23 protein-coding genes are annotated in these 24,466 nt (G+C 71.5%); 17 read left to right on the plus strand and 6 right to left on the minus strand.

What is annotated here, in order from left to right:
• Positions 1 to 10: 10 nt before the first annotated feature.
• Positions 11 to 826, minus strand: coding sequence for a hypothetical protein (locus VF557_17260; GenBank protein ID HEX8081964.1), 816 nt, complete (start codon positions 824 to 826; stop codon positions 11 to 13).
• 33 nt (positions 827 to 859) lie between these two features.
• Positions 860 to 1,819 carry a 2,3,4,5-tetrahydropyridine-2,6-dicarboxylate N-succinyltransferase gene (dapD, locus tag VF557_17265; GenBank protein ID HEX8081965.1) on the minus strand — a complete coding sequence of 320 codons (960 nt, stop codon included), beginning with the start codon at positions 1,817 to 1,819 and terminating at the stop codon, positions 860 to 862.
• Between the two features lie 41 nt (positions 1,820 to 1,860).
• Between dapD and dapE the strand changes: the two genes are divergently transcribed.
• From dapE to VF557_17300, 7 genes are all read left to right on the plus strand, one after another.
• Positions 1,861 to 3,012, plus strand: coding sequence for a succinyl-diaminopimelate desuccinylase (dapE, locus tag VF557_17270; protein ID HEX8081966.1), 1,152 nt, complete (start codon positions 1,861 to 1,863; stop codon positions 3,010 to 3,012).
• Between the two features lie 9 nt (positions 3,013 to 3,021).
• Positions 3,022 to 3,852 carry a TIGR00730 family Rossman fold protein gene (locus VF557_17275; GenBank protein HEX8081967.1) on the plus strand — a complete coding sequence of 277 codons (831 nt, stop codon included), beginning with the start codon at positions 3,022 to 3,024 and terminating at the stop codon, positions 3,850 to 3,852.
• A 46-nt stretch (positions 3,853 to 3,898) separates the two neighbouring features.
• Complete coding sequence (locus VF557_17280; protein HEX8081968.1) at positions 3,899 to 4,429, plus strand: TIGR00730 family Rossman fold protein; 531 nt, start codon at positions 3,899 to 3,901, stop codon at positions 4,427 to 4,429.
• A gap of 67 nt (positions 4,430 to 4,496) precedes the next feature.
• Positions 4,497 to 4,901: a hypothetical protein gene (locus tag VF557_17285; protein HEX8081969.1), complete on the plus strand. Its 405-nt coding sequence runs from the start codon at positions 4,497 to 4,499 to the stop codon at positions 4,899 to 4,901.
• Complete coding sequence (locus VF557_17290) at positions 4,898 to 5,500, plus strand: DNA-3-methyladenine glycosylase I (protein ID HEX8081970.1); 603 nt, start codon at positions 4,898 to 4,900, stop codon at positions 5,498 to 5,500. The genes VF557_17285 and VF557_17290 overlap by 4 nt, the downstream gene beginning before the upstream one ends.
• 82 nt (positions 5,501 to 5,582) lie before the next feature.
• Complete coding sequence (locus VF557_17295) at positions 5,583 to 6,227, plus strand: DUF433 domain-containing protein (GenBank protein ID HEX8081971.1); 645 nt, start codon at positions 5,583 to 5,585, stop codon at positions 6,225 to 6,227.
• Between the two features lie 10 nt (positions 6,228 to 6,237).
• Complete coding sequence (locus VF557_17300) at positions 6,238 to 6,726, plus strand: hypothetical protein (GenBank protein HEX8081972.1); 489 nt, start codon at positions 6,238 to 6,240, stop codon at positions 6,724 to 6,726.
• A gap of 97 nt (positions 6,727 to 6,823) precedes the next feature.
• On the opposite strand, the gene VF557_17305 is transcribed toward VF557_17300, so the two are convergent.
• Positions 6,824 to 7,612 (minus strand): enoyl-CoA hydratase-related protein, encoded by a 789-nt coding sequence (locus tag VF557_17305; GenBank protein ID HEX8081973.1) that lies wholly within the window; start codon positions 7,610 to 7,612, stop codon positions 6,824 to 6,826.
• Between the two features lie 153 nt (positions 7,613 to 7,765).
• Between VF557_17305 and VF557_17310 the strand changes: the two genes are divergently transcribed.
• Positions 7,766 to 7,933 carry a DUF3117 domain-containing protein gene (locus VF557_17310; protein HEX8081974.1) on the plus strand — a complete coding sequence of 56 codons (168 nt, stop codon included), beginning with the start codon at positions 7,766 to 7,768 and terminating at the stop codon, positions 7,931 to 7,933.
• A gap of 111 nt (positions 7,934 to 8,044) precedes the next feature.
• Entirely contained in the window at positions 8,045 to 9,499 is a 1,455-nt protein-coding gene (locus tag VF557_17315) for a leucyl aminopeptidase family protein (GenBank protein HEX8081975.1), read from the plus strand.
• 59 nt (positions 9,500 to 9,558) lie between these two features.
• Here the strand turns inward: VF557_17315 and glgA are convergent, their stop codons facing one another.
• Positions 9,559 to 10,728 carry a glycogen synthase gene (glgA, locus tag VF557_17320; protein HEX8081976.1) on the minus strand — a complete coding sequence of 390 codons (1,170 nt, stop codon included), beginning with the start codon at positions 10,726 to 10,728 and terminating at the stop codon, positions 9,559 to 9,561.
• A gap of 79 nt (positions 10,729 to 10,807) precedes the next feature.
• Here glgA and glgC point away from each other — a divergent pair, with 79 nt between their 5' ends.
• The 5 genes from glgC (at position 10,808) to VF557_17345 (ending at position 16,068) form a co-directional block, all read left to right on the plus strand.
• Complete coding sequence (gene glgC / locus VF557_17325; GenBank protein ID HEX8081977.1) at positions 10,808 to 12,028, plus strand: glucose-1-phosphate adenylyltransferase; 1,221 nt, start codon at positions 10,808 to 10,810, stop codon at positions 12,026 to 12,028.
• Positions 12,029 to 12,201: 173 nt separating this feature from the next.
• Positions 12,202 to 13,101 (plus strand): ABC transporter substrate-binding protein, encoded by a 900-nt coding sequence (locus tag VF557_17330; GenBank protein HEX8081978.1) that lies wholly within the window; start codon positions 12,202 to 12,204, stop codon positions 13,099 to 13,101.
• Between the two features lie 3 nt (positions 13,102 to 13,104).
• Entirely contained in the window at positions 13,105 to 14,064 is a 960-nt protein-coding gene (locus tag VF557_17335; protein HEX8081979.1) for an amino acid ABC transporter permease, read from the plus strand.
• An 8-nt stretch (positions 14,065 to 14,072) separates the two neighbouring features.
• Positions 14,073 to 14,825, plus strand: a complete 753-nt coding sequence (locus VF557_17340; GenBank protein ID HEX8081980.1) for an amino acid ABC transporter ATP-binding protein — start codon at positions 14,073 to 14,075, stop codon at positions 14,823 to 14,825.
• Between the two features lie 82 nt (positions 14,826 to 14,907).
• The gene (locus VF557_17345) at positions 14,908 to 16,068 is read left to right on the plus strand and encodes an FAD-binding oxidoreductase (protein HEX8081981.1); all 1,161 of its coding nucleotides are present in this window, start codon (positions 14,908 to 14,910) and stop codon (positions 16,066 to 16,068) included.
• Between the two features lie 96 nt (positions 16,069 to 16,164).
• Here the strand turns inward: VF557_17345 and VF557_17350 are convergent, their stop codons facing one another.
• The gene (locus VF557_17350) at positions 16,165 to 17,064 is read right to left on the minus strand and encodes a LysR substrate-binding domain-containing protein (protein HEX8081982.1); all 900 of its coding nucleotides are present in this window, start codon (positions 17,062 to 17,064) and stop codon (positions 16,165 to 16,167) included.
• Between the two features lie 63 nt (positions 17,065 to 17,127).
• Positions 17,128 to 18,849 carry an L-lactate permease gene (locus tag VF557_17355; GenBank protein ID HEX8081983.1) on the minus strand — a complete coding sequence of 574 codons (1,722 nt, stop codon included), beginning with the start codon at positions 18,847 to 18,849 and terminating at the stop codon, positions 17,128 to 17,130.
• Positions 18,850 to 19,042: 193 nt separating this feature from the next.
• Here VF557_17355 and VF557_17360 point away from each other — a divergent pair, with 193 nt between their 5' ends.
• The 3 genes from VF557_17360 to VF557_17370 are packed head-to-tail and all read left to right on the plus strand — an operon-like array spanning position 19,043 to position 24,412.
• Positions 19,043 to 20,407, plus strand: coding sequence for a hypothetical protein (locus VF557_17360; GenBank protein ID HEX8081984.1), 1,365 nt, complete (start codon positions 19,043 to 19,045; stop codon positions 20,405 to 20,407).
• A gap of 4 nt (positions 20,408 to 20,411) precedes the next feature.
• Complete coding sequence (locus VF557_17365; protein ID HEX8081985.1) at positions 20,412 to 23,321, plus strand: FAD-linked oxidase C-terminal domain-containing protein; 2,910 nt, start codon at positions 20,412 to 20,414, stop codon at positions 23,319 to 23,321.
• A complete protein-coding gene (locus VF557_17370) occupies positions 23,318 to 24,412 on the plus strand; it encodes an aminotransferase class I/II-fold pyridoxal phosphate-dependent enzyme (protein HEX8081986.1) in 1,095 nt (364 codons plus the stop codon). Before VF557_17365 ends, VF557_17370 begins: the two co-directional genes overlap by 4 nt.
• The last annotated feature ends 54 nt before the right edge of the window (positions 24,413 to 24,466 follow it).

A 24,466-nucleotide genomic window follows, 5' to 3' on the forward strand; every position in this document is an offset into this window, starting at 1 on the left:
CTCGGGCGGCTCAGCGCGCCAGCGTCGCGACCACGGCTGAACTCCTAGCGGCGTCGTCGTCCTTCCAGCCGTCGGAATAGCTCCAGCGCTTGCCGTCGTGGCGCACCGACTCGATACCCAGCCGGTCGGCGTTGCAGACGAACCAGGCCGCGGTGGCCCACCCGGCGTCGGTGACGGTGACCGCCTTGCCGGCCACTGCCGGAGTGCTGACCGGCAGGTCGCGGGTCAACGCCGCCGCCACCGCGGCCGGCTGGGCCGAGCGGTCGGGTTGGTCGAAGCGGCATGACACCCCGGCCGGGGTGCTGCCGAACAGGGCGTCGGTGAGGGCCTGCGCCTGGTCCTCGTGCCGGGCATAGGCCGAGCCGTCGGCGGAGATCTGCACCGTCTGCACCACGGTGGCCAGCGCGCCCTCCTGCCAGTCGGGCACCCGCACCAGCGCGTCCAGGAACTTTCCGGTCGCGTAGCGGACGTCGGCGATCTGCTCGGGCGTGCCCCAGCCCTGCGAGGGCCGCTGCTGCAGGATGCCGACCGAGTCCCGGTCACCCCGGCCGGCCGGGATGTTGCGCAGCTTGGACTCCTGCAAGGCGGCGCCGATGGTCAGCACCGCCGCTCGTTCGGGCAGCTCGCGCTTGAGCACCACCCCGACGATGGCCGAGGCGATCTGGGCCTGCTCCAGCTCCAGGAAGTAGCTGCCCACGTCACAGCCGTCGGGCTTGACCACCGACTGGGCGGCTCGCCAGAGCGTCCGGGCGCCGAAGGCCAACGCGCCCAGCACGATCACCACCACCAGCAGGGCGATGCCACCGCGCTGCGCCCGACCCGCCACCGCTCTGTCCCCTCCGATCTCTTCTACCTCGACTCAGTTGGCGTGCAGGTCGGTGTTCAACGCGATGCCGGCGCCGCTGCGCTGCCGGACCTCCAGGGCGCCGGTCACCGTGTTCTGCCAGAACTGCAGGCCGGATTGCCCTGACAACTCCGCGGCCTTGCGAACAGTTCCGTCCGGCAGCACCACCTTGGAACCGGCTGTGACATAGGTCCCGGCAGCCACCACGCAGTCATCGCCCAACGAGATCCCGATGCCGGCGTTGGCCCCGATCAGGCAGCGCCGACCGACCGAGATCACCTCCTTGCCGCCGCCGGACAGGGTGCCCATGATCGAGGCGCCGCCACCGACGTCCGAGCCGTCCCCGACGACCACCCCGGCCGAGATCCGGCCCTCGACCATCGAGGCGCCGAGCGTGCCGGCGTTGTAGTTGACGAAGCCCTCGTGCATCACGGTGGTGCCGGGGGCCAGGTGGGCGCCGAGGCGAACCCGGTCGGCGTCAGCGATCCGCACGCCGGCGGGCAGCACGTAGTCCACCATCCGCGGGAACTTGTCGACGCCGTAGACGGTGACCGGGCCACGGGCCCGCAGCCTGGTGCGCACCTGGTCGAAGCCGGCCACCGCGCACGGCCCGTGGCTGGTCCACACCACGTTGTTCAGCAGCCCGAAGACACCGCCGAGGTTCAGCCCGTGCGGGGCGATCAGGCGGTGTGAGAGCAGGTGCAGGCGTAGGTAGACATCGGCTGCGTCCACCGGCTCGGCGGCCAGCTCGACCACCCTGGACAGCACCTCGGTACGCACCCCGCGCAGCTCGTCGGAGCCGGTCAGCGCCGACAGCTCGGCCGGCGCGCCGGCGTCCGGCCCGGGACGCCCCAGGGCCGGGTCGGGGTAGTAGACGTCCAGGACGGAGCCGTCGGCGGCGATGCTGGCCAGGCCGAAGCCGTGGCCGAAGCCGGGCCGGTCGTCAGCGGGCCGGTCGTCAGAGCTGGGGGTCACGCCGACACCCTAACCATCCGCGCGGCGACTAACCTGCTGGCGTGACGAGAACTCCTGTCCAGCCGGCCGAGCCCGCCGAGCCCGCCGCGCCCGTTACGCCCGCTGTTCTGGAGCTGAGCCGGTCGGCGGCCCAGCTCACCGCCGACCTGGTCGACATCGAGTCGGTGTCCGGGAACGAGGCCCGGATCGCCGACGCCGTGGAGGCCGCCGTCCGCCGCCATGGCCGGCTGTCGGTGCGGCGGCTGGGCAACGTGGTGATCGCGCGCACCGAGCTCGGCCGAGCGCAGCGGGTGGTGCTGGCCGGGCACCTGGACACGGTGCCGATCGCGGGCAACCTGCCCTCCCGGCTGGCCGAGGGCAGGCTGCACGGCTGCGGGACTTCGGACATGAAGTCCGGCGTCGCGCTGCAGCTGCGAGTGGCCGAACTCGTCGGCACCGGGGCGCTGGAGCCGGCCCTCGACCTGACCTGGCTGTTCTATGACTGCGAGGAGGTCGAGGCTGCCCGCAACGGTTTGAACCGGGTCGCCGCCGAGCATCCGGAACTGCTGCAGGCTGACCTGGCGATCCTGCTGGAGCCGACGAACGGGACCGTCGAAGGCGGCTGCCAGGGCACCATGCGCGCTCAGCTGAGCACCGCCGGCCGGCGTGCGCACAGCGCGCGGTCCTGGCTCGGGGTCAACGCCATCCACCTGGCGGCGCCGATCCTGGCGCGGCTGACCGACTACCGCGCCCGGGAGGTCGAGGTCGAGGGACTGACCTACCGGGAGGGCCTGAATGCGGTGTTCATCGAGGGCGGGGTGGCCGGCAACGTGATTCCGGACCGCTGCCTGGTGACTGTCAACTACCGCTTCGCCCCCGACCGTTCGGAGGCCGAGGCCGAGGCCCACCTGCGCGAGGTGTTCGAGGGCTTCGAACTCACCGTGCTCGATTCCTCCCCGGGAGCCCGGCCGGGCTTGGACCGGCCGCTGGCCCGGCAGGCGGTGACCGCGCTGGGCGGTGAGGTGGCCGCCAAGCTCGGCTGGACCGACGTCGCCCGGTTCAGCGCGCTGGGCATTCCCGCGCTGAACTTCAGCCCCGGTGACCCGAACCTGGCGCACCGGGCCGATGAGTCGGTGGAGCTGGCGCAGCTGGAGCGCTGTGAGCGACTGCTGGTGGGCTTTCTGGGGAATCCGCCGGCCGGTGCCACGAACTAGGGTGGCGGGATGACCAACGGACGACCTGACGGCAGGCTGCCGGCCGAGCGACACCGCGGACCGGTGGTGTTCCGGCGCGGCCAAGTCGAGCCCGATGCCGCCACCACCGACCAGCGGCTGCTGGACTCCGGCGGCCCGACGGACTGGCTGCACGCCGACCCCTGGCGGGTGCTGCGCATCCAGTCGGAGTTCGTCGAGGGCTTCGGCCTGCTCGCCGAACTCGGACCGGCGGTCTCGGTGTTCGGCTCGGCCCGCACCGACGCCGAGCACCCGGAGTACCAGCAGGCCCGGCAGCTGGGCGCGGCGCTGGCCCAGGCCGGCTACGCGGTGATCACCGGCGGCGGCCCCGGCGCCATGGAGGCCGCCAATCGCGGCGCCTCCGAGGCCGGCGGCACCTCGGTCGGCCTGGGGATCGAGTTGCCGTTCGAGCAGCGGCTCAACGACTGGGTCGATATCGGGCTGACCTTCCGGTACTTCTTCGCCCGCAAGACGATGTTCGTCAAGTACGCGCAGGCGTTCGTGATCCTGCCCGGCGGGTTCGGCACCCTGGACGAGCTGTTCGAGGCGCTGACCCTGGTGCAGACCCGCAAGGTCACCCGGTTCCCGGTGATCCTGTTCGGCGAGCGGTACTGGGCGGGACTGCTGGACTGGATCCGCGACACGGTGCTGCCCGAGGCCAAGATCGGGGCCGCGGACCTGGAGCTGATCCGGGTCACCGACGACGTCGAGGAAGCGGTGTCGATCATCGCCGCGGCCGATGCGCGCCGCTCGGCGCAGGAGCTGACCGAGAACGCCGCGCACGCCGAAGCGCGCTCGGCCGGCGCCGGCGATGCCCAGTAACTCCGGCGGCGGCGCTGTGGGCCCGGCCCGCGGGCCGCGGTAGCAGATGGCCTCGATCTGCGTCTTCTGCGCCTCCGCCTCCGGCATCGACGAGTCCTACCTGAAGCTGGCGGCCGAGGTCGGCGCCCGGATCGGCGACGGCGGCCACCGGCTGGTCTCCGGCGGCGGCCGGGTCTCGATGATGGGCGAGGTGGCCGCCCAGGCCCGCGCGCACGGCGCTCGCACGCTGGGGGTCATCCCGCAGCACCTGGTGGACTACGAGGTGGCCGACACCGACTCCGACGAGCTGCTGGTGGTCGACACCATGCGCGAGCGCAAGGCCCTGATGGACGCCCACGCCGACGCCTTCCTGGTGCTGCCCGGCGGCATCGGCACCCTGGAGGAGTTCTTCGAGGTCTGGACTTCGGGTTCGCTGGGCATGCATCCGAAACCGGTGATCGTGCTCGACCCCGACGGCTTCTACGAGCCGCTCTGGCAGTTCCTGGAGTCGCTGATCGAGCGCGGCTTCGTCCGTCCGGCCGCCTGGCAGCAGCTGCACCGGGTGAACTGCGTCGAGGACGCGTTCGCGCTGATCTGAGCGCCGCGGCGCGGGCCGTGGCGGGCCCGTGTCGACGGTTGTCGGCTCGGCGTGCCAGGATTTGCTCATGTTGCTGCTCGGCTACCTGCTGCTGGGCCTGGTGGTCGCGGCGCTGCTGTTCTACGGCATCGTGGCGTTGCTACCCGGCGGGTTGTCGCTGACCCCGCAGCGTGACAACCGGCCTTTCGAGCTGCCGGCCGACCGGCGGATGGACCGGCGCGATCTGGAACGGGTGCGCATCCCGGTGGGCGTGCGCGGCTACCGGTTCGCCGAGACCGACGACCTGATCGACCGGCTGGCCGCCGAGATCGTGGTGCGCGATGAGGAGATCGCCCGGCTGCGGTCCCAGGCAGCCGGCGGCCTGAGCCGGACGGCCGAGCCGCGGCCCGAGCCCCGGCCAGTGGAGCGCCCGGCTGAGTCGCGACCGGTGGAGTCTCGTCCCGAGTCGGACAGTTCCAAGGGCTCCGAATGACCGAAGGAGCCGCAGCCGGCTTGCGCCGGTGCGACGATGACACGGGCGCCGCCGGCTTGCGCCGGTGCGACTGGGGCGACAGCGCGCCGGACTACGTCGCCTACCACGACAGCGAGTGGGGCGTGCCGTTGCGCGGTGACAACGCGCTGTTCGAGCGGCTGAGCCTGGAAGCTTTCCAATCCGGGCTGTCCTGGCTGACCATCCTGCGCAAGCGCGAGAACTTCCGGGCGGCCTTCGCCGGCTTCGACATCGCCACGGTGGCCGCCTTCGGCGAGGCCGACCGGCAGCGGCTGCTGGCCGACGCCGGGATCGTGCGCAACCGGGCCAAGGTCGACGCGGCGGTGAACAACGCCCGGGCTATTCTCGACAACGTCCCCGAGGGCCTGACCGAGCTGCTGTGGTCCTTCGCCCCGCCCGAGCACCAGCGGCCGGCGCTGCTGACCGACGTGCCGGCGATGACACCGGAGTCCAAGGCGATGGCCAAGGAACTCAAGCGCCGCGGTTTCGCCTTCGTCGGCCCGACCACCGCCTACGCGATGATGCAGGCCACCGGCATAGTCGATGACCACGTCTCCTACTGCTGGCGGGCCACCGCGTGAGCAATAGGTGCCGACGTGGGAGCCTGCGCGCCTTATAAAGGCTGTTGGCGGCTAATGCCACTATCTTCAGCGAGGGGGGAACATGTCATTCACGCCAGAGGTGGCGGCAGCGCTTAGTGGAGCGTCGACTGGGCAGTTGGCCTATTGGCGTTCGGCGCAGGCCCCTGAGCCGCTCCTCGCGCCCGAGCATTACGAGCCGCGCACCCGAGTGAGTTACTCCTTCCGCGACGTGGTGGCCCTGCGGACATTCGTCTACCTGCGCAGTCGGAAGGTGCCATTGCAGCGCATCCGAAAGGCTGTCGCCAGCCTTCGACGCCTCGGCCAGGACGAACACCTGTCCGCTTATGACATGGTCAGCTCGGGGCAAGACATCGAGTGGAGGTTGTCCTCCGGCGAGGCGGTCGACCTGACGCACAACCCTGGACAGCAGGTACTCGCTCAGATGGTCGACATCCTTGCTCCGTTCGTCAACATGCAGCACGAGGATGTCGTCGATTTGCGGCGGCCCAAGCCGGGCGTGTCGGTGGACCCTGAAATCCGGGGCGGGTTTCCCGTCATCGAGGGGACCAGGGTGCCCTACGACCTGGTGGCGAGCCTGCTGCAAGACGGAATGGCCGCATCCTCGATACGAGAGCTCTACCCCTCAGTGCCGGAGGAGGCTGCGCGCGGCGCTGCGGACTTCGCGCGGTATGTCGAGAAATTCCGTCGTCCGCGAGCAGTGGCCTGACGGGTCGTCAGTGAGGCTGCTCCTGGACGAAGACGTGCCGAAACCACTGCTGCCCGCGCTTCAACGCGTGCTCACCGGCCATGATGTGCTGCACGTCGATGACCTACGTTGGAAGAGCAAGAAGGATCTCAACCTGCTGGCAGATGCTGCTGGGCGTGGCTTCGACGCAATCCTCACCAACGACAGCAGGCAACTCGACGACGCTGACGAGTGCCGGGCAATCCGGGACTCCGGGCTGCACCACATCCGCTACCGGCAGCAGACAGGTCGCGGTGACAGCGGCGGACTCAACGGCCTCGCCCTCGCGATGGGAGCGATACTGGCCGCCATCCGGCCGGTCATGCGCGAGGTTGAAGAAGCGAACGGGCAGCGCCTGATCCTCATCCACGAGATTCGTAGCGACAAGCGTCACGCCACCACTGATCCTCGGCGAGACCCGCCTGCGTACTGGCCGACGAGACCGAGTCCCTCCCGCCATCGGCGGCCACCCAAGAGCTGACTGGGTGAGCTGCACCGCCGCTGATTGAGCGGCTTGCGCCGCCTCTCCCGGCAACAGCGGCTCAGCGGCCAGCGCCGCCTCACCCGACGACAGCGGCTCAGCGGCCGAGGAAGACCGGCTTCTCCTTGTTGACGAAAGCGGCCACGGACGCCCGGTGATCCTCGGTGGCGCCGGCGGCAGCCTGCAGGACGGCCTCGTTGCCCAGCGCCTGCTCGAACGTCGACGTCGCGGCGTAGTGGATGGCGCTCTTGATGCTGGCATAGGCCACGGTGGGCCCGGCGGCCAGCTGGGCGGCCAGCTGCTGGGCGGTGGCCAGCACCTGATCAGCCGGCACCAGCTGGGTCACCAGGCCGTACTGCTGGGCCGTCTCGGCGGTGATCGGCTTGCCGAGCATGCACAGCTCCAGGGCCCGGCCGGCGCCGATCAGCCGGGGCAGCGTCCAGGACGCGCCGCTGTCCAGGCTGAGTCCGATATTGCCGAAGGCCAGCACGAACTTGGTTCCCTCGGCGACGATCCGGAAGTCGCAGGCGAAGCTGAACGAGGCGCCGGCGCCGGCGGCCGTTCCGTTCACCGCCGCGATGACCGGCTTGGGCATCTGGGTCAGTGACAGCGCGATCGGGTTGTAGTGCTCGACCACCGTGCGCAGCGGAGCCGGATCGCCGGCCTGCAGCAGCTGGACGTGCTCGCTGAGGTCCTGGCCGACGCAGAATCCCCGGCCGCTCCCGGTCAGCACCACAGCCCGCACGGAGTCGTCTGTTCCGACATCTGCCAGCGCCTGCACCAGCGCGTCCTTGAGCTCGGTCGACAGCGCGTTCAGCGACTCGGGGCGGTTCATCGTCAGGGTCGCCACACCGTCGGCGCGGTCGATCAGCAGCACGTCAGCCATAGCTGCAGCCTAGGACATCGGCCGGTCCGTGCGCCTTTGCACCGGGCCGCTTTGGCCGCATCAGCGGCGATGCGAGACAATGGCATCACACTGCCCGATCGAACGCTGATCGGCTGACGTGATGGTGCAGTTCTTATCGCATAGGAGGCACGGATGGCGGCGATGAAGCCGCGGACGGGTGATGGTCCGCTGGAAGTCACCAAGGAGGGGCGCGGCTTGGTGATGCGTGTCCCGCTGGAAGGCGGCGGCCGTCTCGTCGTCGAGCTTTCTGCCGATGAGGCAAGCGCGCTGTCGCAGGCGCTGTCAGCAGCCGTGGGTTAGCGGGCCACCCATTCGGCCCCAGTCGAGTTCTGTGCGGCGCCATCGCACGGGGCATGGCTGGGGCCGTGCCATGCCGCCCCCTTTCCCGCCCTAGCCCTATAGAGGTCCTCTGTGATCCTGTTGCAGATTCCCGAGCGCTCCGCCGCCGCGGATGTGGTGGCTCTCGGCCTGATCGGTTCAGAGCTGCAGTCCCACGAGATCGACACCACGGTGCTGCCGGTGGCTGCCGCCGAGGCGTGCGCTCGCTACGTCTCGGACGAGCAGCCCGGCGCCGAGGCCGGCGCGTTGCACACCGTGACCCTGCCCGGCGCGGTGCCGGCGACCGTGTTGATCGTCGGCCTCGGCGACGCCGGCCCCGAGGACCTGCGGGTGGCGGCGGTCGCACTGGGCCGGCGGATCGAGCGGCTGCCCGAGTCCCGCAGCATCGCGGTGGCCATCCACGCCCCCAGCCCGCAGCAGAGCCGGGCGCTGGCCGAAGGCCTGGTGCTCGGCGGCTACCAGTTCAGCAGGGCCAAAGACGCCCAGGACAACCTGCACCAGCTACACCTGATCGGCGCCCTGGACCCGGACGGCCTGAACGCCGGTGACGAGGCCGCCGACGCTGCCGGTTGGGCCCGCGACCTGGGCAACACTCCGGCCAACGAGCTGACCCCGGCCCGGATGGGAGAGCTGGCCGAGCAGCAGCTGACCCCGGCCGGCTGCAAGGTGAGCGTGCGCGACGAGGCCTGGCTGAAAGCGCAGGGCTTCGGCGGCGTGCTGGCTGTCGGGGGCGGTTCGGCGTCCGGCCCGCGGCTGATCGAGGTCAGCTACCGGCCGCGGCGAAAGAGCGGCGCCGCCCGGCCGCCGCACGTGGTGCTGGTCGGCAAGGGCATCACCTTCGACTCCGGCGGCCTGAACCTCAAGCCGGCCGACGGCATGCGCAACATGCACACCGACATGTGCGGGGGAGCGGCGGTGCTCGGCGCGATCCAGTACGCGGCGATGCGCAAGCTGGCGATCTCGGTGACCGTCCTGGTGCCGGCCGCCGAGAACGCCGTGTCGGGAACCGCGATGCGGCCCTCGGACGTGATCACCCACTTCGGTGGCCGCACCACCGAGGTCGGCAACACCGATGCCGAGGGCCGGCTGGTGCTGGCCGACGCGCTCGGTTACGCGGTCAGCCGGCTCAAGCCGGACGTGCTGATCGACGTCGCCACCCTGACCGGCGCCATGAGAACCGCGCTCGGAGCCGAGACCGCCGGCTACTTCGCCAACGACAACGACCTCGCCGCCCAGCTCGAGCAGGCCGGCGCGGAGACCGGCGAGCCGATCTGGCGGATGCCGCTGGAGCACCGCTACGCCAAGCAGTTGGAGTCCCCGGTGGCCGACGCGCGCAACGACCCGGGCACCCCGGGAGCGATCACCGCGGCGCTGTTCCTGCAGCCGTTCGTGGCCGAGGTGGCCTGGGCGCACCTGGACATCGCCGGCCCGGCGCGGGCCGGCGCCGACGGGCCGCTGCTCAACCGCGGCGCCACCGGCTTCGGCACCCGGCTGCTGGCCCGCTACCTCGAGACCGCGGCCGGCTGACACCGCGCCGGCCGGCTGACACCCCGCCGGCCCCGGCTGACCCCGCGGTGCGAGCGACCTCAGCGCAACGACTCGTACAGCCCCACCGTCCGGGCCGCGATCGCGTCCCAGCCGTACTCGCCGACCGCGCGTTCCCGCCCGGCCAGCCCCATCGCGCGCAGCCGTCGCGGATCGGCGAGCAGCTCGTTGACGGCCGCGGCGAAGCCGGCCTCGAACTCCTTCGGATCCGCGGCGTAGTCCACCAGCAGGCCGGTCTCGCCCTCGACCACCACGTCGGGGATGCCGCCGACCCGGGAGGCCACCACGGCGGTCTGGCAGGCCATCGCCTCGAGATTGACGATGCCCTGCGGCTCGTAGATCGAGGGGCACAGGAAGAGGTCGGCGGCGCTGAGCAGTTGCAGCAGCTGCTCGCGCGGCAGCATCTCCTGGATCCAGACCACACCCTCGCGGCCGGCCTGCAGCCGCTGGACGGCCTCGGTGATCTCGGCGGCCAGCTCGGGGGTGTCCGGAGCGCCGGCGCACAGCGCCAGTTGCACCCCCGGGGTGAAGTCGGCGGCGGCCGCGACCAGGTGCCCGACGCCCTTCTGCCGGGTGATCCGGCCGACGAACAGCGCGATCGGGCGGTCCGGGTCCAACCCGTAGCGCTGCAGCACGTCGCGGCCGGGCACCGGCGCGTAGAGCTCGGTGTCGATGCCGTTGGGGATCACGTGCACCCGGGAGGGCTCCAGCGCCGGGTAGGCGGAAAGGATGTCGGCCCGCATCCCGTTGCTGACCGCCACCACCGCCGCGGCCGCCTCGTAGGCGCTGCGCTCGGCCCAGGAGGAGATCCGGTAACCGCCGCCGAGCTGCTCGGCCTTCCACGGCCGCAGCGGCTCCAGCGAGTGCGCGGTCACCACGTGCGGGATGTCGTACATCATCGAGGCCAGGTAACCGGCCAGGTTGGCGTACCAGGTGTGCGAGTGCACCAGGTCCGCGACCGGCCGGCCGTCAGACATCAGACCGGCCGCGATCTCCAGGTCGACGCCCAGGGTGGCCAGCGCCGGGTTGGCCGAGGCCAGCCCCGGCGGTGTCCGGTAGGCGTGCACGTCCGGCTCGTCGCGCTCGGCTCCGAAGCAGTGCACCTCGACGTCGATCAGCTTGCGCAACTCGCGGGCCAGGAACTCGATGTGGACGCCGGCCCCGCCGTACACCTCGGGCGGGTACTCACGGCTGATCAGGGCTGCGCGCATGCATAGCACGCTAGCGGGAGCGCGCGCACTGCCTGAACGGCAGGTGTGACACAGCTGGCAATCCCGCTAGGGTGGCGATATGGCTCCAGGCGTGCGAGTACTCGGCATCGTGCTGGCCGGCGGTGAGGGAAAGCGGTTGTGGCCCCTTACCGCGGACCGGGCCAAGCCCGCTGTGCCCTTCGGGGGTAACTACCGGCTGGTCGACTTCGTGCTCTCCAACATGGTGAACGCGGGCTTCCTGCGGATCTGCGTGCTGACCCAGTACAAGTCGCACTCACTGGACCGTCACATCACCCAGACCTGGCGGATGTCGCAGTTGCTGGGCAACTACGTGACCCCGGTGCCGGCCCAGCAGCGGCTGGGCCCGCGCTGGTACACCGGCAGCGCCGACGCGATCCTGCAGTCGATGAACCTGATCACCGACGACAAGCCGACCCATATCGCCGTCTTCGGCGCCGACCACGTGTACCGGATGGACCCCAAGCAGATGCTGGACCGGCACATCGAGTCCGGCTGCGGGGTCACCGTGGCCGGCATCCGGGTGCCGCGCGAGCAGGCCGACCAGTTCGGCGTGATCGACGCCGACGCCAAGGGCAAGGTGCTGCAGTTCTTGGAGAAGCCGGCCGACCCGCCCGGCCTGCCGGATGACCCGGACGTCAGCTACGCCTCGATGGGCAACTACATCTTCACCACCGAAGCGCTGGTCGAGGCGCTGCGGGCCGACGCCGAGGACCCTACCTCGGTGCACGACATGGGCGGCTCGATCATGCCCTGGATGGTGGAACGCGGTCGAGCGTCCGTGTACGACTTCCAGGACAACGACATCCCCGGGTCCGAGGAGCGCGACCGCGGCTACTGGCGCGATGTCGGGACCATGGACGCCTACTACGACGCCAACATGGACCTGGTCAGCGTCCATCCGATCTTCAACCTCTACAACGCGCAGTGGCCGATCTACACCTTTCACGAGCAGCTGCCGCCGGCCAAGTTCGTCGACGGCGGCCTGGCCCAGGAGTCGATCGTCGGCGCCGGCGCGATCATCTCCGGCTCCACGGTGCGCGGCAGCGTGCTGTCGCCGAACGTCAAGATCCGCAACGGCGCCTACGTCGAGGGCTCGGTGATCATGGACAACGTGGTGATCGGCGAGGGCGCGGTGGTTCGCCGGGCCATCCTGGACAAGAACGTGGTGGTCGCCCCGGGCGCCCACATCGGCGTGGATCTGGAATCAGACCGCAGCCGCTACCACGTCTCCGAGAGCGGCGTGGTGGTGCTCGGCAAGGCCGAGCGGGTCGGGTTTTGAGCCTGGCCTGGCCCCGTGCGCGCAGTGCGGCGAAACCGGCTTAGCAGATAAATGGCGCGAGGGCGGTCACGGTTGAGTTTCGTAGGAGAGGGTTCTGTCCGCCGTCCTGAGCGGTGGGCCTAGAGTCGCGCCCAAACCATGCCTGTCACTGCGTATCGAAAAGAGAAGTGAGAATGCGTCGTTCCATCGTCGTCTTCGCCGGACTGGCCGCCGCCAGCTCGCTCGCCCTGGCCGGGTGCGCCGACAATGAGCCCGAGACGCCCACGCCGACCACCTCGGCCACCGTGGGCGCGATCAGCAAGGACCAGGCCGCGGCCGACCTGCTGCCGGCCTCGATCAAGTCCTCCGGCAAGCTCATCACCGGCATCAACGTGCCCTACGCGCCGAACGAGTACAAGGACCCATCGGGCAAGATCGTCGGCTGGGAGGTGGACCTGCTCAACGCGGTGGCCACCAAGCTCGGCGTCACGGCGGAACTGCAGGAGTCCGGCTTCGACAACATCATCCCCTCCGTCAAGGCCGGCAAGTTCAACATCGGGATGTCGTCCTTCACCGACAACAAGACCCGTGAGGCCCAGGTCGACTTCGTCAACTACTACAGCGCCGGCACCCAGTGGGCCGCCCCGGCCGGCAAGACCGTCGACCCGGAGAACGCCTGTGGCATGAAGGTCGCCGTGCAGGCCACCACCACCCAGGAGACCGACGACCTGCCGGCCAAGAGCAAGGCCTGCACGGCGGCGGGCAAGAAGGCCATCACCATCATCAAGATCGACAGCCAGGACGCGGTGAACCAGGCGGTGATCCTCGGCCAGGCCGACGCCTTCGCCGCTGACTCGCCGATCACCCAGTACGCCGTCAAGCAGTCCAGCGGCAAGCTGCAGCTGGCCGGCGACATCTACGGCGCCGCCCCGTACGGCTTCGTGGTGGCCAAGGACGCCGGCAGCCTGAAGCAGGCGCTGCAGAAGGCGGTCCAGTCGATGATCGATGACGGCACCTACAAGCAGGTCCTGGACAAGTGGGGGGTCGGCGCCGGTGGGCTCACCGAGGCGACCATCAACGGCGCGCAGAGCTGAGTCGTGGCCGTCTCACACCCTGGGACCGGTGAAGCCGCCGGCACCGCCGAGAGCAGCCCTGAGCTGATCGAGGCGGTGCCGCTGCGGCGGCCCGGCCGGTGGATCGCGGCCGTGCTGGTGGTGGTGCTCCTCGGCCTGTTCCTCTACGGCGTGGCGACCAACGAGGCCTATGACTGGTCGGCCGTCGGGAAGTACCTGTTCGACCAGCGGGTCAGCGAGGCGGCGATGATCACGCTGTCGCTGACCGCCCTGGCGATGTTCGGCGCGATCCTGCTCGGAGTGGTGCTTGCGGTGATGCGGTTGTCACCGAACCCGATCCTGAAGTGGGTGGCCTTCGGCTACCTCTGGATCTTCCGGGGCACCCCGGTGTACGTGCAGCTGGTGTTCTGGGGGCTGCTGGTCGTCATCTACCCGCGGATCGACCTCGGCGTCCCGTTCGTGCACCAGTTCGCCCACATCGAGACCCAGACCTTCTTCACCTACTACTGGCTGGCCGTGATCGGGCTGGCCCTCAACGAGGCGGCCTACATGGCCGAGATCGTCCGGGCCGGCATCACCAGCGTGGACGAGGGCCAGGACGAGGCGGCCCGGGCGCTGGGCATGTCGTGGGGCCAGTCGACGCTGCGGATCGTGCTTCCGCAGGCCATGCGGGTGATCATCCCGCCGACCGGCAACGAGCTGATCTCGATGCTCAAGACCACCTCGCTGGTCACCGCGGTGCCCTACACCAAGGAGCTCTACAGCCGCACCCGGGACCTGTCGGTGGAGACCTTCAACCCGATCCCGATGCTGCTGGTGGCCTCGATCTGGTATTTGTTCTTCACCTCGATCCTGATGGTCGGGCAGTTCTATCTGGAGCGTTACTTCGCCCGGGGGGCCTCGCGCAAGATGTCGGTCAGGCAGCTGCAAGCGTTGGCGAACGCCCAGCAGGGCCTGGGCACCCACACCGGTGAGACCCGATGAGCGAGCCGATGGTGCGCAGCGAGCTGGTGTGCAAGTCCTTCGGCGCGCTGCAGGTGCTCAAGGGCATCTCGCTGACCGTCGAGCGGGGCGAGGTGATGTGCCTGGTCGGGCCGTCCGGCTCGGGAAAGTCCACCTTCCTGCGCTGCATCAACCACCTGGAGCAGGTGACCGCCGGCCGGCTCTGGGTCGACGGTGAGCTGGTCGGCTACCACGAACGCGGCGGCAAGCTGCACGAGATGCCGGCCAGGGACGCCGCCCGGCAGCGCCGCGACATCGGGATGGTCTTTCAGAAGTTCAACCTGTTCCCGCACCTGACGGCGCTGGAGAACATCACCGAGGCGCCGATCCGGGTGAAGAAGCAGAAGAAGGCGGCAGCCTCGGCCCGGGCGATGGAGTTGCTGGCCCAGGTGGGGCTGTCGGAGAAGGCCAAGGCCTATCCGGCCCAGCTGTCCGGCGGCCAGCAGCAGCGGGTCGCGATCGCCCGGGCGCTGGCGATGGATCCCAAGCTGATGCTCTTCGACGAGCCGACGTCGGCGCTGGATCCGGAGCTGGTCGGCGAGGTGCTGGACGTGATGAAGGAGCTGGCCCGCAACGGCATGACCATGATCGTGGTGACCCACGAGATGGGCTTCGCCCGCGAGGTCGCGGACTCGCTGGTGTTCATGGACGCCGGGGTGGTGGTCGAGTCCGGCAAGCCACGCGAACTGCTGGCCAACCCGCAGCACGAGCGGACCAAGGCGTTCCTGTCCAAGGTGCTGTGAGCATGCCGGGCCACCCGGGCTATCTGGACTGCCCGGGTCACCCGGGCAAGCCGGGCTGCCCGGGCCACCCGGTCTGTGCTCGATGAGCGAGGTCGGCTGGGACGCCGACCCCGACGTCGCCGGCTGGGCGGGGTTTCCGGCGCTGGAGGCTGAGCTGCGCGCCGACGTGTGCGTGGTGGGCCTGGGCGGCAGCGGGTTGGCCGCGGTCGGTGAGGCGCTGCGCCGGGGGTTGTCGGTGGTGGGCGTGGACGCCGGCCGGGTGGCAGCGGGCGCGGCCGGGCGCAACGGCGGCTTCCTGCTCGGCGGGCCGGCCATCAGCGTCCACCGAGCCGGCGCCGGCTGGGGGCCGGGCGCCGCCCTGGAGCTCTATCGCCAGACCCTGGCCGAGATCGGCGAGCTGGCCGGGCTGCTCGGCCCCCGGGTGGTCCGGCAGGTCGGCTCACTGCGGATCGCCGGGCTGCCCGGTGACCCGGTGGACCAGGCCGAGCAGGCCGACCGGCAGGCCGAGCTGGCCGACTGCGACGAGCAGTACCGGGTGCTGCGCCGGCACGGCATCGCGGTGCGCCGCTACGACGGTGAGCTGGGCGTCGGGCTGTTCCTGCCCGACGACGCGGCGATGAACCCGGCGCGCCGGGCGCTCGGGCTGGCCACCCTGTATTCGACCCGGGCTTCGTTGTTCGAGAACAGCCCGGTCACCGCGATCAGCTCCGGCCGGGTCCGGACCGCCGGCGGCGCGGTGTCAGCCGGGCTGGTGGTGGTCGCCGTCGACGGCCGGCTGGAGGTGCTGCTGCCCGAGCTGGCCGGCCGGGTGCGGACCGCGCGGCTGCAGATGCTGGCCACCGAGCCGGTGGCGCCGGGCCGGTTGCCGTGCCCGGTGTACGGGCGGTGGGGCTATGACTACGCCCAGCAGGATCTCACCGGCCGGCTGTTCGTCGGCGGTGGCCGGGACCGGTTCGTCGAGCAGGAATGGACGCCGCAGTCGATGCCCACCGCCGGGGTGCAGGCCTGGATCGAGCGGGTCGCGGCCCGGTTCGCCGGCGCCGCGGTGCGGGTCAGCCACCGGTGGGCCGCCTCGGTCGGCTACACCGCCGACGCCCGCCCGCTGGTGACCCAGGTCCGGCCGGGGGTGGTGGCCTGCGGTGGTTACAACGGCACCGGCAACCTGGTCGGCCCGATCGCGGCCCGGGCGGCGGTGGCACTGGGCCTGGACGGCGTCGCGCCGCCGGCCTGCTTCAGCAGCTGAGCCCGTCCACGCGTAGCGATCTGGACCGCCCTGGCGACTGAAATCGATACGCGTCCCGTGGATCAGCCAGTGGATCAGGAGTGGATCAGGAGTGGATCAGGCCAGCGTGCGGGCGGTGGCCCGGATCGCGGTCAGGGCAGCGGCGATCAGGCTGTTGTGCGCCGCTGGCCGGTGCAGGGCCAGCACGGCCCGCCGCGGTGAGCGTCCCAGCAGCGGGGTCGGCAGCACGCCGTCGGTGTCGCTGATGCCCAACCCCGGAACCAGGGCCACCCCGAGGCCGGCCCCGACCAGCCCGCGCACCACCGAGTAGTCGTTGCTGCGAAAGCTGACCCTGGGCAGAAAGCCGGCCCGGGCCGCCAGCCGGTCCAGGTTCAGCGCGCCGGGCGAGTCGGCCAGCGGCGCCACCCAGCGCTCGGACGCCAGCGCCGCCAGCCGCAGCGGGCCGGCGCCGGCCAGCCGGTGTCCGGCCGGCAGCAGCAGGAACAGCGGCTCGCGCAGCAGCTCGGTCTCGGCCAGCCGGCCGGGCCAGCCGGCCGGCACGGTGTCATAGCGATAGGCCAGTGCCAGGTCGAGCTCACCGGAGAGCAACCGGGGCAGCAGCGCGTCCAGCTCGCCCTCGTCCACCTCGATCTCGACGCCCGGACGCTGCTGGCGCAGGGTGGCCAGCGCGGCCGGCAGCAGCCTGGCCGAGGCGGTCGGAAAGCTGCCGATCCGCAACTGGCCGGTCTCGCCCCGGGCGATCGCGGCCACCTCGCGGTCCAGGCCGGCCAGCAGCGCCAGCACGTCGGCGGCCCGCTCGGCCAGCAGGTGGGCGTGCGCGGTCGGCCGCACGCTCTGCGCGCTGCGCTCGAACAGCGCCAGGCCGGTCGCCCGTTCCAGCGCCGACATCTGCTGGGAGACGGCTGAGGGCGTGTAGCGCAGCTCGGCTGCCGCGCCGGCGTAGGAGCCGGTGGCCAGCACGGTGCGCAGGGTATGCAGCTGATGGGGGGCAAGCATCAGCGAAGCTTATGCTGCCCCCCGGCGGCCAGCGACGGCTGACGGGCGGCGATCGGTCAGCGCTCAGGGCACCATCCAGGACAGCACCGGCGTCGCCTGCAGCCCCACGATCAGGCACATCCCGGACAGCAGCAGCAGGCTCCAGCCGAACATCCGCCGGAACAGGTTGCCCTCCTGGCCGCTCAGGCCCACCGCGCCGGCCGAGATGGTGAGGTTCTGCAACGAGATCATCTTGCCGACCACCCCGCCGGAGGCGTTGGCGGCAGCCAGCAGTGTCGGGTCCAGCCCGGTCTGCCCGGCAGCCGAGACCTGCAGCGCGCCGAACAGCGAGTTCGACGAGGTGTCCGAACCGGTCAGGGCCACGCCGAGCCAGCCCAGGATCGGCGACAGTATTGCGAACAGCCCGCCGGCCCCGGCCATCCAGTGGCCCAGGGTGGTGGCCTGGCCGCTGGCGTTCATCACGAAGGACAGCGCCAGCAGGCAGGTCACCGTGAGGATCGCCCAGCGCAGCTGCGACACCGCCCGGCCGTAGGCCCGCACGGCCACACCGGGACGGACCCGCAGCACCACCATGGTGAGCAGCCCGGCCAGGAACAGCAGCGATCCGGGCGCCAGCAGCAGGTTGAGCTTGTAGATCGGCAGCGACGAGGTCTTGCCCGCCGACGTCAGCAGGTGCAGGCCGGGCCAGTTGAACGTCGTGGTGGCCGAGTCGAGGATCCGGGTGATCGGTGACCACTGCGACAGGCTGAAGATCGCGACGATCGCCGCGTACGGCGCGTAAGCGCGCAGGACGTCCGCGCGACTGTCGCTCGCTGCCGCGTTGGCGTCCAGGTTGGCGCCGTGCACTTCACCACCGGCCAGACCGCCAACTCCTGAACCACCGGCCGGACCGCCAACTTCTGAACCACCGACTGCCGGACCGCCAACGGCCGAGCCGCTCCGGCCCACCAGGACCGGCGCCGGGGCGGCTACGGTCACCGATCGCCTGCGCACCACCAGCGTCACCACGCCCACACTGACCAGGGCGGCGACGATATCGGCCAGCGCGACCGACAGGTAGTTGGCGGTGGCGAACTGGGCCAGGCCGAAGGACAGCCCGCAGGCCAGCGCCGGCCACCACTGCTCCCGCACGCCCCGGCGACCGTCCACGATCGCGACCACCAGCAGCGGGATGACCACGGCGAGGATGGGCACCTGCCGCCCGGCCATCGCGCCGAGGTCATCGGCCGGCAGGCCGGTCACCTTGGCCAACGTGGTGATCGGCAGTCCGAGCGGCCCGAACGCGGCCGGCACGGTGTTGGCGACCAGGGCGGTGCTGGCCGCCAGCACCGGCCGGAACCCCACCGCGAGCAGCATGACGCTGGTGATCGCGACCGGGGTGCCCTGCCCGGCCAGCGCCTCGAGCAGCGAGCCGAAGCAGAACGCGATGACGATCGCCTGGATCCGCCGGTCGTCGCTGACCCGGACGAACGATCGCCGCAGCACGTCGAAGTGGCCGGTGCCGACCGTCATCGTGTAGATCCAGATCGCGGTGGTGAACGTCCACGCGAGCGGGAACAGGCCGAAGGCGCCGCCCTGGGTGGCGGTCAGCAGCGCCTGGTCGACCGGCATCCCATAGGCCGCGACGGCGACCAGCAGCGCCACCGCCAGTCCGCCCGCCGCGGCCACCCACGCCTTGGCCCGCACGACGCCGAGCAGCACGAACAGCCCGATGATCGGCAACGCCGCGAACAGCGCGCTCCAGCCGAGTGACCCGGCGACCGGGTCGAGCACCTGCTGATACATGGAGTACCTCGGCTTTCACTTCGGAATGCCCCAGCGAGGGAGCAAATAGATACCGGAAGTATCTGACTAGCTCAGCCCACCGGGGCTTTGTCCGAGCGTGCTTGGTTTCCATTAGCATTTCTGATGCTGAAGGCCAGAAGAATTCGTAGTGCTCACCTTTGTCGACAGCCGCTACCCGGCGAGAATGGAGTTCATGACCTCCTACGAGTGGCACCTGCATCCACAGGCCGAAGCCCTGGTCGACCGGCTGGTCGACGAGGCGATCAGCAAGAGCTCCGAGCTGGCCGAGTTCAGCAGCCGGCTGGCCACCCAGACGGCCACCCGCCCGCAGGACTGGCTGGACTCGGTCGCCGGCCCGGTCACGGTCGACGAGCTGGCCGCCGTGGGTTACCAGCCCATCGGGTACCAGCCCGCCGATCGGGCCGGCCTGTGGCGGCACCCCGGGGCGCAGCTGCCCGCCGTGATCCCGGCCGAGCACTACGAGCTGGCACTGCGGGTGGATGACATCGCCGCCCTTGCCACCAGTTATGCCCGGGTGCGCGGTGACAGCACCGCCTTCGAACTCGAAGGCTCGCCGCTGGCCGGCTACCGCCGGGTGGTGCTGGCCGAGCAGAACGGGGTGGTGCTGGCCGGCGTGGAACGGCGCTCGTGGGCCACCGGCGCCAGGCCGCAGACCTTTCAGCCCGGCGAGGCCCGGGCCGCCGGCCAGGCCTGGCAACTGCTGGCCGAACGGCCCCGGACGCTGACCGGCCCGGCCGGGATACGCGCTCAGCTGCCCGCGGCCCGGGCAGCGGTCGAGCTCGTCGGGCCGGACCTGGCGGCGTCCTATTTCTTGCGGCAGGAGCGCGACTACTGGCAGCGGCACAACAGCGCGGGCACCCTGCAGCACGCCCGTCAGGACCGGCTGGGCCTGGGCTGGGGCAACAACGACCACCACACCTTCCGCTCGTCCCGGGCCGCCTTCGCGCCGCTGATCGGATTTCTGACCCTGCTCGGGTTCCGGCCGCGCGAGCGGTTCTACGCCGGCGCGCAGGCCGGCTGGGGCGCCCAGGTGCTGGAACACCCAGGCTGCGGTGGGGTGATCTTCGCCGACGTGGACCTGACAGCCGACGAGGTCGACCTCGACTTCGCTCAGGTCGAGCTCGCCGAGACCGGCCGGTACGGCACGGTGGGGATGTGGTGCGCGCTGCACGGGGAGTCGCTGCTGGCAGCGGGCATGCACCACCTGGAAGGCCAGTTCTCCTTCGACGAGCTGACCGCGTCGCTGGCCGAGTTGGGCCAGCCGTCGATGCGCCCGTTCTCCGACTACCCCTACCTGCGTCAGGCGTTCACCGAGGCCGAATGGTGGCCGGTGCCGGCGGCCCGGCTGGCCGCGCTGGTGGCCGCCGGCCAGCTCGACCCGCGGCGGGCGGCCGAGATCGCCGAGGCCGGCGCCGCCGGCTCGCACCTGGAGAACCTGGCGCGCCGGTCGGGCTTCAAGGGTTTCAACCAGACCAACGTCTCGGCCACCATGTTGGCCACCGATCCGCGCGAATACCGGCGCCTAGGACAAGATTGAGGACGTGAACCCCGAGACGCTGGCCGCCGAGCTGCGCCGTGCCGGTGTCCCCGACGTCGATGCCAGCAGCCGGCGGCGCGCCGAGTACTCCACCGACGCCTCCAACTACCGGGTGGTTCCCCAGGTGGTGGTGTTTCCGCGGCACGCCGACGAGGTGGCACTGGCACTGCAGGTGGCCGCTCGCACCCAGACGCCGCTGACTGCCCGGGGCGGAGGCACCTCCTGCGCCGGCAACGCCGTCGGGCCGGGCCTGGTGCTGGACTTCTCCCGGCATGTCAACCGGCTGATCGCCCTGGACCCCGAGGCTCGCACCGCCACCGTGGAACCCGGGCTGATCCTGTCCGAGCTGCAGCGGGCCGCGGCCGTGCACCGGCTGCGCTTCGGCCCGGACCCCTCCACCCAGGCGCGCTGCACCCTCGGCGGGATGATCGCCAACAACGCCTGCGGCCCGCGCGCGCTGGCCTACGGTCGCACCGCCGACAACGTCGAGTCGCTGTCGCTGCTGCTGGCCGACGGGCGCAGCCTGGACACCGGCCCGCTGGCCGCGCTGGCCGACCCGATCGGCGCCCGGCTGGCGGCCCTGACGCAAGCAAACCTGGGCGTGATCCGCACCGAGTTCGGCCGGTTCGGCCGTCAGATCTCGGGCTACTCGATGGAGCACCTGCTGCCCGAGAACGGCGGCAACCTGGCCCGGTTCCTGGCCGGCACCGAGGGCACCCTGGCGATCAGCACGGCGGCCACCGTCCGGCTGGTCGAGCTGGCCCCGGCCACCGCGCTGGCCGTGCTGGCCTATCCGGACATGGCCAGCGCCGCCGACGCGGTGCCGGCCGTGCTGCCGTACCGGCCGCTGGCGCTGGAGGGCATGGACGCCCGGCTGGTCGAGGTGCTGCGGAGCCGGCGCGGCCCGGCCGCGGTCCCGCCGCTGCCCGAGGGCGGTGGCTGGCTGTTCGTCGAGACCGGCGGCCAGAGCCAGGCCGAGGCGGTCGCCGCCGCGGAGCAGGTCGTCCGGGCCGCCGACCCGCTCGCCTCGGCGGTGGTGACCGGCGAGCACGCCCGCCGGCTCTGGCGGATCCGCGAGGACGGCGCGGGCCTGGGCGGGCGCACCCCGGCCAACGCGCCTGCCTGGCCCGGTTGGGAGGACGCGGCGGTGCCGCCGCAGCGCCTGGGCGGCTACCTGCGCGAGTTCTTCACCCTGCTGGAGCGGCACCGGATCGACGGGCTGGCCTATGGCCACTTCGGTGACGGTTGCGTGCACGTCCGGCTGGACTTTCCGCTGGCCGACCGGCCGCCCGCGTTCCGGGAGTTCCTGCTGGAGGCAGCCACCCTGGTGGCCGCGCACGGCGGCTCGATGTCGGGCGAGCACGGCGACGGCCGGGCCCGCGGCGAGCTGCTGCCGGCGATGTACTCCGCCGAGGCGATCGGGCTGTTCGCCTCGGTCAAGGCGATCTTCGACCCGGCCAACGTGCTCAACCCCGGCGTGATCGTGGACCCCGCGCCGGTCGAGGCGGACCTGCGGCTGCCGCTGGCCCGCTCGCTGACCGGCTCGGGTGGCCGCGCGCTCGGTTTCAGCTACCCGCACGACGGCGGCTCGTTCAGCACGGCGGTGCACCGCTGCGTCGGGGTCGGCAAGTGCCGAGCGGACCTGACCGCCACCGGCGGCGTGATGTGCCCGTCCTACCTGGCGACGCTGGATGAGACCCACTCGACCAGGGGACGGGCCCGGGTGCTGCAGGAGCTGGCCAACGGCCAGTTGCTGACCGAGGGCTGGCAGTCGCCGGAGCTGCTGCAGGCGCTGGACCTGTGCCTGGCCTGCAAGGGCTGCGCCTCGGACTGCCCGGCCGGGGTGGACATGGCCACCTACAAGGCCGAGCTGCTGTTCCAGCGTTACCGCCGCCGGCTCCGGCCGGCCGCGCACTACCTGCTGGGCTGGCTGCCGCGCTGGAGCCGGCTCGCCGCCCGGGCCCCCCGGCTGGCCAACGCCGCGCTGCGTCCCAAGCCGCTGGCGGCGCTGGCCAAGCGGATCGGCGGCATCGACCGGCGCCGGCCGCTGCCGGCCTTCGCGCCCAGGACCTTTCGCGACTGGTTCGCCGAGCACCCGGTCGCGGCCGGCGATCCGGTGCTGCTGTTCGTCGACACCTTCACCAACGCGTTCTCACCGGAGGTGGGGCAGGCCGCCGTCGAGGTCCTGGAGGCCGCCGGCTGCTCGGTGCGGATTCCGGACTCCCAGGTCTGCTGCGGCCTGACCTGGATCTCGACCGGCCAGCTCGACGGCGCTCGCAAGCAGCTGCGCCGCAGCTTCGACGCCCTGGCGCCGGCGCTGGCGCAGGGCCTGCCGGTGGTCGGCCTGGAACCGTCCTGCACCGCGGTGCTGCGCTCGGACGCGGTGGAGCTGATGGCTGGCGATGACCGGGCCGAGCGGGTGCGGGCCCAGACCCGGACGCTGGCCGAGCTGCTCACCGAGCGCGGCTGGAGCCCGCCGTCCCTGCACGGCGTCGAGGCCGTGGTGCAGCCGCACTGCCACCAGCACGCCGTGCTGGGCTTCGACGCCGACTCGGCGCTGCTGACCGGCGCCGGCGCCCAGCTGCAGACGGTGGGCGGCTGCTGCGGCCTGGCCGGCAATTTCGGGGTCGAGCGCGGCCACTACGAGGTGTCGGTGGCGGTCGCCGAGCAGGCCCTGTTGCCCGCGGTGCGCGGCGCGGGGCCGGATACCGTGGTGCTGGCCGACGGGTTCTCCTGCCGCACCCAGCTCGATCAGCTCAGCCAGCGCACCGGCCTGCACCTGGCGCAGCTGCTCGCCGGCCGGTTGCCGAGCCACCCGGCGGGAAGTCCGACCACCGACCCGACGACCACCGACCCGACGACCACCGCCAGGCCCACCACCGACCGGACGACCACCGACAGGACACAGCCATGACGGAAAGCTTCGTCCCACCGCCCTATCCCTATGAGCGCCTGGGTGAGCTGAAGGCGATCGGGGACCGGCTCGAAGGCGGCGCGATCGATCTGTCGATCGGCACCCCGTGCGACTCGCCGCCGCCGGAGGTGATCGCCGCGCTGGCGGCGGCCGGCCGCGCCGAGGGCTACCCGCCCTCGATCGGGACCAAGGCGCTGCGGGACGAGGCGGCGGCCTGGATCTCGCGCCGGCTGGGCGCGACAGTGGACGCCGACGCCGAAGTGGCCGCCTGCGTCGGAACCAAGGAGTTCGTCGCCTCGGTTCCGCTGTACCTCAGGCTGCGCACGCCTGCCAAGGACACCGTGCTGTACCCGGCGATCAGTTACCCGACCTACGAGATGGGCGCCATCCTGTCCGGCCAGCGACCCCTGGCCTACCAGCACCTGGACGAGATCGCCGACGCCGACGCCGCCCGGGCGCTGTGCGTGTGGGTGAACTCGCCCAGCAACCCCACCGGCGAGGTGTCGGAGCTGGCCGAGGCCGCAGCCTGGGGACGCGACCGGGGGATTCCGGTGCTCTCGGACGAGTGCTACGCCGAGTTCAGCTACTCCGGCGCGCCCAGCACCATCCTGCGCGCCGGAACGGCCGGGGTGCTGGCGCTGCACTCGCTGTCCAAGCGGGACAACTTCGCCGGGGCCAGGATCGGCTTCTACGCCGGCGACGCCGAGCTGGTGCACTACCTGCGCGAGGTGCGCAAGCACGCCGGCCTGATGGTCCCCGGCCCGGTGCAGCACGCCGCCACGGTGGCGCTGGCCGACGACGAGCACGTCGAGCGGCAGCGCGAGCGGTACTGGCGCCGGATGCTGCGCCTGTGCCAGGTGCTGGCCGCCGTCGGGCTACCGGCCAAGATGCCGGACGGCGCGTTCTACCTCTGGCTGCAGGCGCCGGACGGCGACGCCTGGGCGGCGTGCAGGATGCTGGCCGAGCGGACCGGCATCGTCGCCTCGCCGGGAGAGTTCTACGGACCGGCGTCCACCGACTATCTCAGGGTGGCCGCGGTGGCGCCGGATGACCGGATCGAGCTGGCGGCCCGCCGGGTGGGGCTGGCCTGACCAGCGTGCCCAGGGCCTAACCAGCGTGCCTTGGATCGGTATGCCCCCGTTCCA

It is taken from the genome of Jatrophihabitans sp. (genome assembly GCA_036389035.1).
Classification (GTDB): Bacteria; Actinomycetota; Actinomycetes; order Mycobacteriales; family Jatrophihabitantaceae; genus Jatrophihabitans_A.